This is a genomic window from Campylobacter hyointestinalis subsp. lawsonii, from assembly GCF_013372165.1.
GTDB classification, from domain to species: Bacteria; Campylobacterota; Campylobacteria; order Campylobacterales; family Campylobacteraceae; genus Campylobacter; species Campylobacter lawsonii.
Genome location: NZ_CP053828.1, coordinates 428423 through 442124 on the forward strand (window position 1 = coordinate 428423; position 13702 = coordinate 442124).

Consider the following 13702-nt stretch of genomic DNA (forward strand, 5'->3'; position numbering starts at 1 on the left):
TGATAGAATACACCAAATTTAAGAAAAGGATATTTAGTGAAGTTATTAGTTGTTGATGATAGCTCTACTATGAGAAGAATTATAAAAAATACACTTCAAAGGCTTGGGCATAAAGACATCTTAGAAGCCGAACATGGTCTTGAGGCATGGAGTTTGTTAGAACAAAATCCAGATATAAGCGTTTTGATAACCGACTGGAATATGCCCGAGATGAATGGACTAGAGCTTGTAAAAAAAGTAAGAGCAGAAAAGAAATATGAAGATATGCCTATCATAATGGTCACTACTGAAGGCGGAAAAGCCGAAGTTATAACTGCATTAAAAGCAGGTGTTAATAACTATATAGTAAAACCATTTACGCCACAAGTTTTAAAAGAAAAACTTGAAGATGTTCTTAACTAAATGAAAGAAAAATTTTTTGAATTAAAAATTCAAAGCCCGAATGCAGATATCTTAAAAGATTTTGCGTTTGATCTTGGGATAACTTGCATTGAAGAGATAAATGAAGGTTTTATCATACGCGATGAAGATGAATTAGATAACGTAAAATGGGGACTTGAAGAGTTTGCTAAACGAACAAATACCCAGATAAAAACTTCTATAGAAGTAAAAGATAATATCGATTGGATAAATGAGTATAAAAAAGGTATAAAACCAGTACTCGTCGGTAAATTTTACATAAGACCTAGCTGGGAGGCTAGTAAAAACGGACTTATCAATATCATTATAGATCCTGCTTTGGCATTTGGCTCTGGTCATCACGAAAGCACGAGTTCTTGTCTGAATTTTATAAGTAAATACATAAACTCAAATACACACAAAACTGCTTTAGATGTTGGATGCGGAAGTGGAATACTTAGTATATCTTTAGCAAAATTATGGCTTAAAGTAGATGCTTGTGATACTGACGCGCTAGCTGTTCTTAGCAGTAAAGAAAATGGTATAAAAAATAAAATTGAGTTTAACGATATCTGGAATGGTTCAGTCATGGCAACTCATAAGAAATATGACGTAGTAGTAGCAAATATCATAGCCGATGTTATCTTGCTTTTAGCAAAAGATCTAAAAAATAGTATAAATGATAATGGATATTTAATTATTTCAGGTATCTTAACAAAATACAAAGAGAGAATTCTAAAAAATTTTGGAGATTTAGAACTTGTTGAAAACATCACTTTAAATGAGTGGGAAAGTTTTATATTTAAAAAATAAGGAAAAAAATGGAAAATAATGACAATAAAAATGGGCAAAATAATAACAACGGAAATTTTTTTAATAAAAATCCTATTATAGTTTTTGCCGCTTTTGCTATAATTATAGTGCTTGCATTTAGGAGTTTCACGCCAGAAGGTATGAATGAATTTGGCGGAACTACAAATTCAAAAGCAGTATCTTACTCTGAGTTAAAACAACTCATAAAATCAAAACAAATTTCAAACGTATCTATAGGACAGACTACTATAAGAGCTGAAGGTGGCGGAACGACTTATATAGTAAAAAAGGTTAATAACGATCAGACTTTAGTGCCTTTGCTTGAGAGCGAAGGAGTAAGTTATGGAGCTTATAGCGAAACAAATTGGTTTAGTGATATGCTATTTTCATGGGTTATTCCTGTATTTATATTTTTTGGAATTTGGATGTTTCTTGCTAGTAGAATGCAAAAAAATATGGGTAGTGGCATACTTGGAATGGGCAGTAGCAAAAAGCTTGTAAATAGCGAGAGACCAAAGGTTAAATTTAATGATGTAGCTGGAGTAGAAGAAGCCAAAGAAGAGGTAAAAGAAATAGTTGATTTCTTAAAAAATCCAGATAGATATATAAGCTTAGGTGCCAAAATTCCTAAAGGAGTACTCTTAGTAGGACCTCCAGGAACTGGTAAAACCCTACTTGCAAAAGCCGTTGCTGGTGAAGCGGACGTTCCGTTTTTTTCAGTTTCTGGTTCAAGCTTTATAGAGATGTTTGTAGGAGTTGGCGCTAGTAGAGTTAGGGATCTTTTTGAAAATGCTAAAAAAGAGGCTCCTGCTATAGTATTTATAGATGAGATAGATGCCATAGGAAAAAGTAGGGCGGCTGGTGCTATGATGGGCGGCAACGATGAAAGAGAGCAAACATTAAATCAGCTATTAGCCGAAATGGATGGATTTGATAGCGACAAGAGTCCTGTCATCGTCCTTGCTGCGACAAATAGACCTGAGGTTTTAGACGCTGCTCTTCTTCGTCCAGGTCGTTTTGATAGACAAGTTTTAGTTGATAAGCCTGATTTTAAAGGTCGTGTTGATATATTAAAAGTCCATAGTAAAGAAGTTAAACTCGCAAAAAACGTAAATATGGATGATATAGGTCGTTTGACTGCAGGACTTGCTGGGGCAGATCTTGCAAATATTATAAATGAAGCAGCACTTTTAGCAGGGCGTGCTAGTAAAAAATTTATTGAACAACAAGATTTAGTAGAGGCCGTAGAAAGAGCTATCGCGGGACTTGAGAAAAAATCTCGCCGTATAAATCCAAAAGAGAAAAAGATAGTCACTTATCATGAGTGCGGACACGCTCTTATCGCTGAAACTACGAAAGGTGCAGATAAGGTTACTAAGGTTTCAGTTATCCCAAGAGGAATAGCTGCTCTTGGATATACTTTAAATGCTCCTGAAGAAAATAAATTCTTGATGCAAAAACATGAGCTTATCGCAAAAGTAGATGTTCTTTTAGGGGGACGTGCAGCAGAGCATGTATTCATAAAAGAGATAAGCACAGGAGCTAGCAATGATCTTGAGAGGGCAACAGATATCATAAAAGCTATGGTTTCTATGTATGGAATGACCGATGTCGCAGGACTTATGGTGCTTGAAAAACAAAGAAACGTGTTTTTAAACGGCGGACAAACTTTAAAAGATTATAGTGATGATATGGCTCATAAATTAGATGAGTATGTAAAGGGATTTTTAGAAGAAAGATTTAAAGCAGTTGTAGCTACACTAGAGCTTTATAAAGGAGCCATAGAAAAAATGGTTGAAGCTTTATATGAAGAAGAGACTATAGAAGGTAGCAAAGTAAGAGAGATAATCAAGGATTATGAGCTAGAAAATAACATACCAACTCGTCTTGTAAATAATGAAGATGACAATATCGATATTCAAGAAGCAAAAGAGAAAGAATAAAAATGGATAATTTAAGAGCGATAAACAAATATGGATATCTTTCTATATCTATATTTGGGGTGTTATTTCTTTTATCACTCTTATCTGAAATTTATGAATATTTTTTTGGTTTGCTGTTTTTGGCTTCTGTATTTATATATAGAAATCCAGAGCGTATGGTTGAAGTCAGTGATGATAAAGCGATATTTTCACCAGTTGATGGTAAGATCATATCTATAAAAAGAACTATCTATGCCGGCGATGAGTATTTAGAAGTGTCTATAAGAAACCATTTATGTGATTGTGGCGTTTTAAGATCTGTGGCAAATTTAAAAATAGATAGAACCAAAAAGAAAAATGGACTAAATTTATTTAGTAGCAGTGATGCAAAAAATTTACTTAGTAATAGAGTTGCTTATATATGTAGTGTTATAAATAAAAAAATAGTTATAAAAATATGCTCAGGCGTTATAAGCAGAAAGATCTATTATGAAAATTCAAAAGAGCTAAAAGCAGGAGCTAGGATCGGCTTTATAGTGGATGGAAAAGTTAGTGTATTGCTGCCTGTAGATACGACTTTAAAAATATCTACCGGAGATAAAATCAAGGCTTGCGATTTGATAGGTTTTTTAGGAGAAGATAATGGAAAATAAGCCAAAACTTATTTATATCTTACCGAATTTATTTACAGCTGCTAGTGCATTTTTAGGTATTATAAGTGTTTTGGCTTCCGTAAAAGGTGAATACGGTAAAGCTATAATTTATATAGTTTTATCTCTTATCTTAGATGGTCTTGATGGACGTGTAGCTAGGCTTACAAAAACTACTTCCAAATTTGGTGTAGAATTTGATAGTTTGGCAGATTTAGTGGCTTTTGGGGTGGCTCCAGCTATGCTATTTTACTTTAGCGTAGGGCATCTATTTGGACGTTTTGGATCTCTTTTGGCAGCAGTATTTGTCGTATTTGGCGCTATACGTTTGGCTAGGTTTAACGTGATGACTGGAACTTATGAGCCAAACGTATTTATAGGACTTCCTATACCAAGTGCAGCTATCGTTAGTGCATTTTGGGTTGGTATATATGCTAATTATGAGTTTATGCGTGGTTTTGAATGGATTTTTGTGATAATAATGGGTGGGCTTTCTATACTTATGGTCTCAAACGTACGTTATCCTAGCTTTAAAAAAGTAGATTTTAAAAGAGCAAATTATATAAAAACACTTGCAGTTCTTGTGATTTTATTTTCGCTTCTTTATCTATATCCGCTAGAAAGCACGACAACTCTTATGACTATTTATACAATTTATGGTATAATACGCTCTATTTGGGCGAGATTTTTCGCTAAAAATATTAAATTGACAAATAAGGAGAACAAATGACGGCAACACGTAAAATCTATATATTCATATATAAACTCTCTCTCCTTAATCTGCTGTAAAAATAATCTTTTTATACTCAAACATACAAAACAAATTAGGTGATTTTAGATCTTTATATATTTAGCTACAGCTAAATTTACAAAAATTAGGATAAATAAAATGGATAAAAATAAAATAATAGTATTTGATACTACTTTAAGAGATGGTGAGCAAAGCCCGGGTGCTTCTATGAATACGGAAGAAAAGATCCAAATAGCATTGCAACTTGAGCGTTTAGGCGTAGATGTTATGGAAGCTGGTTTTGCTGCTGCTAGTGTAGGCGATTTTGATGCTATAAATCAGATCGCAAAACAGATAAATAATATTCGTATAGCTAGTCTTGCAAGGGCTTTGGAAAAAGATATCAAAGCAGCCGCAGACGCTATAGCCCCGGCAAAAAATAGGCGTATCCACACTTTTATAGCTACAAGCTCTATCCATATGGAACATAAGCTAAAAATGGCTCCTGAAGAAGTTATTAAAAGAGCCGTTGAGTCTGTAAAATACGCAAAAACTTTTGTAGATGATGTTGAGTTTAGCTGTGAAGACGCTGGAAGAAGCGATATAGTGTTTTTAAAAGAAATTTGCGCAGCAGTCGTAGAAGCTGGAGCAACAACATTAAATTTACCAGATACAGTAGGCTTTAGAATGCCTTATGAGATAGCTAAAATGATAGAAGAAATGGTTAAATTTATAGGCGATAAAGCCATTATATCAGTGCATAATCATAATGATTTGGGTCTTGCAGTAGCAAATACTTTAGCTAGTATAAAAGCTGGAGCAAGACAGGTTGAATGCACTATAAACGGACTTGGAGAAAGAGCTGGAAATGCCGCACTTGAAGAGATAGTTATGACTTTAAAAACTAGAAATGACGAGTTTGCACCTCTTTATACAGATATTGTAGCAAAAGAGATCTATGCTACTAGTAGATTGGTTGCTAGCATAACTGGTATCGAGCCACAGCCAAATAAAGCGATCGTAGGTAAAAATGCATTTGCACATGAGAGTGGGATCCATCAAGACGGAGTTTTAAAATGCGCCTCTACTTATGAGATCATAAGAGCAGAAGATATTGGAGCTGAGAAAAATAGTTTGGTTTTAGGCAAACATAGCGGAAGACACGCATTTAAAGATAAACTTATAAATTTAGGTTTTGATCTTGATGATAGTGAATTAAATGAAGCTTTTATCAAATTTAAAGATCTATGCGATAAGAAAAAAGATATATTTGATGATGATATAAGGGCACTTATTAGCAACGAGATCATAAAAATACCACAAATTTATGAGGTAGAAAAGCTAAGTACAAGCTCTTGTAATAAAGGTCACGCTAGTGCTGCAGTTAGTATTAAATTTAACGATGAGATTATAAGCGACGCGGCTCTTGGAAATGGAACTGCTGATGCGATATTTAAAGTGATTGATAGGATAAGCAATATTAATGGTGAGCTAAAAGACTATAAAGTAAATGCGGTTTCTCAAGGTAAAGACGCACTTGCAAAAATAACTGTAAAAGTTGTGTTTGAAGGCTCAAATAGCGCTACGATCGGTCATGGACTTGATATCGATACTATGATGGCTAGTGCTAAAGCTTATGTAAGTGCCTTAAATAGCTATCTATCTATGAAAAGATGATCAATCTACTAAATTGAACGTAAAAAATTCGCTTTTAAAATCGCTATCACCCAAACTTAAGTATTGAGTGATAGCAGCGTCTATATTTCCTACTTCTTGATACAAAAGACCTAGTGCAAATTTACTCTCTTTTGAAGTAGGGTCTATGATTTTTGAAAGTCTTAGATATCCTATAGCACTTTCTGGGTGATTTGCACCTATACTAGCTACACTTGCTAGAAACAAGGAATTTGAATCTCGCATATTATAGTTATCGATAAGATCATTATAGATAGTATAAGCTTCTTCATAATTATTTGTAAAAAGATCTAAATACGCTAATGTCTGCATAATATTTTGATGATTATCGTTTGTAAGTTCTAGATCTCTTTTTATGCTATCTCTTTGTACGTTCAATAGTCCAGAAATTTGTAAAAGCTTCGTAAAGCTTACACGGATTATGTTAGCACCGCCATAAAGTGACTCTTTGTTTAGTTTGTTATTAAAAAAATTATACTGGATATCTTTTGCGTATTCTTTGATATTGTTTTTATCAAATTTAGATGTAAAATTAAGTATATTTACCAAAATGTCATTTGGTAGCATAGCTTTTAATTGCTCTGTTTTTTTATCGCTCGTATCATTTTTTCCTATCAAATACCCAGCAATGCTACCAAAAGCTATATTTAACACATTTTTGCTTTTATCGTTTTCTAGCCAGTCAAGCAAAGCACCTTTATTTCCTAGTGTTAGTTGGATTATGGCGTGGTACATATCTCTATCTTCTATAGCACCTTCTTGGTTTAAATTTTCTATGACTTCTGCTATAAGTTTTTTATTTTCTTTATTTATCATAGTAGAAGTTACGATAGCAAAAACTCCGCTTAGATGATTTTTTGGATCTAAGTGATAGCTCGTGATAAAGTGTTTGTAACTTTCTGAAAAATTTCCAAGTTGTGCGTAAGTAAGAGCTAGATTGTAGTGAAGTATAGAGTGGTTTGTATATAGTTTCGTGATATTTAAAAGCTGTGAATTTGCTTCTCTTAAGTTGTAATCTAGCGCCACTGCTATAGCTTTTGAAAGATTTAAATTTGCTTTAGATAGAGTTCTACTTGCTTTTAGATACTCATCGGCTTCGTTATTTTCATCTAAAAACAGACTTATGCTACCTTTTCTTATATAATCCATAGTTTGCTTAGCATCAAAAACTTTGTATGGCGCAAAGTAAAATAGCATTTCATAAATATTATTTATACTAAAAAATTTGTTTAGATTAAAATTGCTTTGAGCAATATCTAAGTCGAAAAGCTCCGGATTTAACGCAGTTTTTATAGGGTATTTTGATGATGCAAAAGTTTCGTTATTTTCATTTATATCCTTTAGAGTCATTCCTGCTTGTGCAAATTCCCCGGTTTTTAAATTTATAAGCGCTATAGCAAGTTTTGTTAAATTCGCATTTTTTTCATCCACCAAGGCTTTGTTTAAGTATTTTTTAGCGATTTCGTAATTACCACGCCTAGCCTCTAAAAGTCCAAGGGGCAAATTTACGTCATATGAATCTACTTTATTTAGCGCTTTTATAGAATCACTATCAAGATATAAGTAGCTGAGTATTTTTGCTCTTAGGTAGTTTTTTTGATTTTCATAATATCTGTTTGTAGGTGCGTTCTCAAGTATGTTTAGTGCTTCGATATAGTAGCCTTTGTAGTAGTTTATAATGGCATTATAATAAGCATAAAGGCTGGAGTCCGACTCACTTGCTAAAAATGCATTTGCTATATCTATATAATATTTAAAAAGCTGAGTTTCGTTTAATTCTAATGCACAAACAGCCGCGTTTAGTGCGCTTACTGATGTATTTTCTTGATTTGCTATAGCTTTTTTGAACGATTCTAAAGCGTCTTTAAATTTATATTGATTCATTTGCGAAACACCAAGGTTGTAGTTTGATAAGGCTTCGTTATAAATAGCTACGTTTTCATAAATTTTAAGTGCTTCAAATTTATTTCCGCTTTCGTATAATTTATTTGCCTTTTTTAGCATATCGTCGATTTTTGATGGGCTAAATGCTTTTATCTCTGTTTGCTTGGTGGTTTTTGGAAGTTCTACTTTTGGCGCCTCATCGCTTGATTTGTTATTTTTAAACAATAAAACTAAGATTAAGATAAGAAAAAGAATGAACACTCCGCCACCAATTAGCCCAAACATAAAAAAATTATTTTTTTTATTTTGAACTTTCTGTTCGACTACTGGTTCTTCTTTTGTTTCAAGTTCTTCGAGTGGAACGATACTATTTTCGTTGTCTTTATCTAAGATAACTACTTCTTCTTCATCTGCCAAAGCTTATCCTTACATATATTTTTTAAGAACTTCTGGGATATTTATGGAGCCGTCTTCGTTTTGGTAGTTTTCCATAATCGCTATAAGAGTTCTACCGACTGCCAAACTTGATCCATTTAGAGTATGAACTAAAGCATTTTTTTTACCATCTTTGTATCTGATTTTTGCACGTCTAGCTTGAAAATCCCTAGTATTTGAGATAGAGCTTATCTCTCTGTATTTTCCTTGTCCTGGAAGCCAAACTTCAAGATCTATAGTTTTTGCCGCACTAAATCCAAGATCGCCGCTACAAAGCATCATATGGCGATGAGGAAGCCCCAATTCTTTTAGCATATCAGAAGCACAGCTTACCATTTCATCAAGTATTTTCGCGCTATCTTCTGGTTTGCTTATGCTTACAAGTTCTACTTTTTCAAACTGATGCTGACGCATTATTCCTCTAGTATCTCGTCCAGCACTTCCTGCTTCTTGTCTAAAACACGCTGAATAACAAGTCATTTTTATAGGTAAATTTTCAGCCGGAATTATCTCGTTGTTATAGATGTTTGTGACTGGAACTTCACTTGTAGGGATAAGATATAGATCTTCATCTCTTATCTTGTATAGATCTTCTTCAAATTTAGGTAATTGTCCTGTGCCATAAAGCGTGTTTGAACTTACCAAAAATGGTACATTTACTAGCTCAAAACCTCTAGCAGTATTGAAATCTATCATAAAATTTACTAAAGCTCTACTAAGTCTAGCTCCATCTCTTCTAAGCACGGTAAAGCGACTGCCTGAGAGCTTTGCTCCTGTTGCAAAATCCAACCAGCCAAGATTTTCTCCAAGCTCAAAATGCTCTTTTGGGGTAAAACTAAACTCCCTAGGCTCAAGCACGGTTTTTATGCAGACGTTATCATCTTCATCTTTTCCTAATGGTACGTCATCATCTATCACGTTAGGCACTCTACTAGCTACCATATCTAGCTTAGTTTCAAGCTCACTTACTAAATTTGAAGCGGTCTGCATAAGCCTTTTATTTTCTTCAAGCTCAGTTTTTAGTAGTGTTGTGTCCGCGCCACTTCTAGCCAGTATGCCTACTTCTTTTGATTTTGCGTTTTGCACGGCTTGAAGATTTTCTAGCTCTTGTTTTTTGATTTTTAGCTCATTGTATGTATCAAGTAAATTTTTTAAAACACCCTCATCGACTTTTTTCGCTTTTAATTTAGCGTTAAATTCATCAAAATTCGTCTCTATCAGTTTTAAATTTATCATAATTTTCCTTTATCTATAAATTCCCACCGCATCTCTTACTTTTTGCATCGTCTGTGACGCTACGTTTTTAGCTTTTTTTGCTCCGGTATCAAGAATATCATAAACCTCATCTTTGCGATTTATATAGTATTCAAATTTTTCTCTAGCCGTTGCAAAATAGTTCCAAACAAGCTCATTTAGATACATTTTAAAATGCCCATAACCCTCACCGCCTTTTTCATATCTAGCAGCAAGTTCTTCTTGCTCTTTTGAATTTAAAAATAGTTTTGCTATGTTAAAAATATTGCAGTTTTTCCACTGCTTTGGAGCTTCTAATGGGGTTGAGTCTGTTACTATAGAGCTACACTGTTTTTTTAGTGTTTTTGCATCGCTGAAAATATCTATCGTATTTCCATAGCTTTTACTCATTTTAGCTCCGTCAGTCCCAGGAACTGTAGCTACGTTTTGCTGAACTCCGGCTTTAGGAATAGTAAATATATCTCCGTGCGCATTGTTAAATTTAATAGCCAAATCACGCGCTATCTCGACGTGTTGAATTTGATCTTTTCCTACTGGAACTATGTTTGAGTTAAAAAGCAAGATGTCTGCAGCCATCAAAACAGGATAGCTAAAAAGTCCGTGATGAGCTTCAAATCCTTTTGCGACTTTGTCTTTATAGGCATGAGCGCGCTCGACTAAACCCATAGGAGTTAGCTGACTTAGTATCCAGTAAAGCTCAAGCACGTCTTTGACGTCGCTTTGAACCCAAAATGTTGATTTGTTCGGATCTATGCCAAGTGCTAAAAACGCGCACGCAGCTTCAAAAGTGCTCTCTTTTAGCTTTTTTGCTTCATTTACTGAAGTCATAGCGTGATAGTTCGCGATAAACATAAACATATCGTCATTGCCTAAGTTTTGAGTATCGACCATAGGTTTTATGCTAGCAAAATAATTTCCTAAATGTAGCTTTCCTGAAGGTTGAAGTCCTGTTAAAGTTCTCAACTATTATCCTTTTTATCTTTTTAAATTTAATATTTTGATGATTTCTTTTGCGATTTTATCTGCAGATTTATCTTCTACATTTATCACAAAATTTGCCTTTTTTTCATATTCTTTATCTCTAAGTTCATGAAGCTCTTTTGCCTTTTGTAAATTTGATAAAAGCGGTCGTTTAGCAAATTTTTTCTCACTATTGCTTGAGTTTTGCAGTCTATCTATTATCTTATCAAAGCTTGATTTTAAGTATATAATAGTTCCTATTTTATTTAAATTTTTTACTTTGTAAAAGCCGCCGCCTGTAGATATGATGGCTCCTTTGACTGAGTTTTCTAAGAATTTGGCTAAATCTTTTTCTATCTTTCTAAATGCTTCTTCACCATCATCTTCAAAAATTTTTTTTATTTTTTTATTTGCATAGCTTTCTATCATATCATCGCCGTCTATAGCAAAAACTCCTATTTTTTTGCTTAAAGCCCTTGCTATAGTCCCTTTTCCGACTCCCATAAATCCTATCAAAACTATATTTTTATCTATCTTCATTTTCTACACTCTCTTTTTGGCTATGATTTTTAGGTATTAAGATAACCGGAGTTCCGTTTAATTCGAAATTTTCTCTTAGTTTATTTAAAAGATATCTTTTGTAACTAAAATGCAAAGACCTTGGTTTATTCATCACTAAAGCGATCTTTGGAGGGGCAAATCCAAACTGAGCGCCGTAGTAAATTTTGACTATTTTACCGTGGTCACGTGGAACTGGATGAGCACAAACTGCTTCTTTGATGACTTCATTTAGCCTTGAAGTTTTGATTTTTTGAGTATAGTTTTTATAAACTTCAAGAATGAGCGGATATAGTTTATGAACTCTTTTTTTGCTAAGTGCGCTGACGCTAATGATAGGAGCGTAAGCTAGGAATTTAAATTTATCCCTTAGCTCAAAAACGACTTTATCAAAATCGCCGTGCTCTTTGTCCCATTTGTTTAAAACTATGATGACTCCTAGCTCAAACTTAGCTCCTAGTCCTGCTATCCTCTCATCTAGTTCTGTAAGTGGCTCACTTGAGTCAAGAACTAGTAATGCTATGTCTGATTCTTCTAAGATTTTTTCTGTTCTATTTAGTGCAAATCTTTCTATACCCTCTATTTTTCCACGTTTTCTAATACCTGCTGTATCTACAAACTCAAAAACTCTATCTTCATAGACATAGCTTTCATTGACTGGATCTATCGTGGTTCCTGCAATCTTACTTACGACTGAACGATCTTCTTTTACAAGAGCGTTTAGAAGGCTTGATTTACCGACATTTACTCTGCCGATTATTCCTACTTTTATGTTTTTTGTTTCATAATCAACGCTTGGTTTTTCTATATCTATCTCGCCTTTTTCGTCAAAGCCTTCTAAAAATTCGTCAAAATCATCGCTCATATCTGCTTTTATAGTTGTTTCTGGCAAAAGCTTGTATATCCACGAGCAAAGCTCGTCTGTGCCTATGTTGTGGCTTACAGATAGGCTAAATACTTCTTTTGAACCAAACTCATTAAATTCCCAGCTTCTTTCTTCATCTTTTTTGCTATCGACTTTATTTACGACGAGCGCGGTCGGTTTTTTTAAATTTAAAAGCTCGTAAAATATCTTTTTATCTTGTTCATCAGGTAGCATTTTACCATCTACCATAAATACGATGATATCAGCGTTTGCTGCTTCGCTAAGTGTTTTAGCTTTTACATTTTTAAATATCTCACTGCTATCATCAAGTCCGCCGCTGTCTATCAAAATGCAACTTTTATCATCAATAAAAATTTCAGTCTTATTTGTATCTCTTGTCGTACCGCTAATGTCGCTTGTTATGGCTATTCTTTTTTTTGCTAAACGATTAAATAGCGAACTTTTTCCGACATTTGGTCTGCCAATTAATATAACTCTCTTCATACATTTCCTTTAAAAGCTGTCAATTATATCCAAAAATAGCTAAATTTATAAAATATTATGGCTTATCGTGTTAAAATCAAAAAATCAAATTTCAATTAAATTTAAAATTATTCAAGTGGAGATTATGTGTATAGGCGATTTTTAATTCGGCATTTGGGGATCTATTATATGCTTATCGCTTCAGTGCTATTTGCTGCAACTGGAGCATTTGCTAAACTTTTGAGCAGTGATATGAGCTCTATTGAAGTTGTATTTTTTAGAAACATCATCGGTTTTGTTTTTATACTTTTTGCACTTAGTAAAAAGCCACTTAATCAAAAAGGCGGAAGACCTTTTATGCTAGTCTTTCGTGGCATTATCGGTACGCTTGGGTTGCTTGCTTTTTTTTACAACGTAGCTCAGATAAATTTGGCGACGGCTTTTACCTTCCAAAAAACAGCTCCGATATTTACAGCTCTCATTGCCTTGGTGATATTTAAAGAAAAGTTAAGCTTTAAAGGCTGGATAGCGATATTTGTAGGTTTTTTCGGTATTATTTTTATAGTTCAACCAAATTTAGGTTTTACTAAAAATGATCTTGTTGGATTGCTTAGCGGTGTTGGAGCAGCACTTGCATATACTAGTATAAGGGAGCTTAGAAAGTTTTATGATGCTAGAATAATTGTGCTTTCATTTATGAGCTTTGGAACATTTATACCGCTTTTATGTATGGTTTTAGGTGAATTTTTTGAATTTAAAAATTTGGATTTTATATTTGCTAAATTTATTATGCCGAATTTTACCGGATTAATTTACATTTTATTTATGGGAATTTGCGGGGCGTGGTTTCAAATTTATCTAACAAAAGCATACGCAGCTAGTAAAAAAGCTGGAGTAGTAGCAGCGATGAGTTATAGTGATGTTTTATTTAGCTTACTTTTTGGGTTGATGCTTGGAGACTCACTTCCAAATATGGCTGCACTATGCGGTATAAGCTTGATCGTCATAAGTGGAATTTTGATAGCCACAGAAAAATGAGTAAGCAAATATTTAG

The 13702-nt window shown here is 33.8% G+C and carries 12 protein-coding genes; 7 read left to right on the forward strand and 5 right to left on the reverse strand.

The annotated features are described in order from the left end of the window. Positions 1-36: 36 nt before the first annotated feature. The 6 genes from CHLWT_RS02210 (at position 37) to CHLWT_RS02235 (ending at position 6191) form a co-directional block, all read left to right on the forward strand. Positions 37-402: a chemotaxis response regulator CheY gene (locus CHLWT_RS02210; RefSeq protein WP_063998595.1), complete on the forward strand. Its 366-nt coding sequence runs from the start codon at positions 37-39 to the stop codon at positions 400-402. After that, on the forward strand, positions 403-1212 hold the full coding sequence (locus CHLWT_RS02215; RefSeq protein ID WP_112000175.1) for a 50S ribosomal protein L11 methyltransferase: 810 nt from the start codon (positions 403-405) through the stop codon (positions 1210-1212). It abuts the gene before it with no gap. 8 nt (positions 1213-1220) lie between these two features. Further along, positions 1221-3155, forward strand: coding sequence for an ATP-dependent zinc metalloprotease FtsH (ftsH, locus tag CHLWT_RS02220; RefSeq protein WP_111971381.1), 1935 nt, complete (start codon positions 1221-1223; stop codon positions 3153-3155). 2 nt (positions 3156-3157) lie between these two features. Further along, positions 3158-3787, forward strand: a complete 630-nt coding sequence (locus tag CHLWT_RS02225) for a phosphatidylserine decarboxylase (RefSeq protein ID WP_112000176.1) — start codon at positions 3158-3160, stop codon at positions 3785-3787. Further along, positions 3777-4514: a CDP-diacylglycerol--serine O-phosphatidyltransferase gene (pssA, locus tag CHLWT_RS02230; RefSeq protein WP_063998591.1), complete on the forward strand. Its 738-nt coding sequence runs from the start codon at positions 3777-3779 to the stop codon at positions 4512-4514. The genes CHLWT_RS02225 and pssA overlap by 11 nt, the downstream gene beginning before the upstream one ends. Before the next feature lie 159 nt (positions 4515-4673). Continuing rightward, positions 4674-6191: a 2-isopropylmalate synthase gene (locus tag CHLWT_RS02235; protein WP_063998590.1), complete on the forward strand. Its 1518-nt coding sequence runs from the start codon at positions 4674-4676 to the stop codon at positions 6189-6191. On the opposite strand, the gene CHLWT_RS02240 is transcribed toward CHLWT_RS02235, so the two are convergent. The 5 genes from CHLWT_RS02240 to der are packed head-to-tail and all read right to left on the reverse strand — an operon-like array spanning position 6192 to position 12669. Next, positions 6192-8510: a tetratricopeptide repeat protein gene (locus CHLWT_RS02240; RefSeq protein WP_112000177.1), complete on the reverse strand. Its 2319-nt coding sequence runs from the start codon at positions 8508-8510 to the stop codon at positions 6192-6194. Between the two features lie 9 nt (positions 8511-8519). Then, positions 8520-9764: a serine--tRNA ligase gene (serS, locus tag CHLWT_RS02245; protein WP_111982743.1), complete on the reverse strand. Its 1245-nt coding sequence runs from the start codon at positions 9762-9764 to the stop codon at positions 8520-8522. Between the two features lie 9 nt (positions 9765-9773). Next, positions 9774-10745 carry a tryptophan--tRNA ligase gene (gene trpS, locus CHLWT_RS02250; protein ID WP_112000178.1) on the reverse strand — a complete coding sequence of 324 codons (972 nt, stop codon included), beginning with the start codon at positions 10743-10745 and terminating at the stop codon, positions 9774-9776. Between the two features lie 12 nt (positions 10746-10757). Then, the gene (locus CHLWT_RS02255) at positions 10758-11282 is read right to left on the reverse strand and encodes a shikimate kinase (RefSeq protein ID WP_063998586.1); all 525 of its coding nucleotides are present in this window, start codon (positions 11280-11282) and stop codon (positions 10758-10760) included. Further along, positions 11269-12669, reverse strand: a complete 1401-nt coding sequence (gene der, locus CHLWT_RS02260) for a ribosome biogenesis GTPase Der (protein ID WP_112000179.1) — start codon at positions 12667-12669, stop codon at positions 11269-11271. Before der ends, CHLWT_RS02255 begins: the two co-directional genes overlap by 14 nt. A gap of 126 nt (positions 12670-12795) precedes the next feature. Here der and CHLWT_RS02265 point away from each other — a divergent pair, with 126 nt between their 5' ends. Beyond that, positions 12796-13686, forward strand: coding sequence for a DMT family transporter (locus CHLWT_RS02265; protein WP_112000180.1), 891 nt, complete (start codon positions 12796-12798; stop codon positions 13684-13686). The last annotated feature ends 16 nt before the right edge of the window (positions 13687-13702 follow it).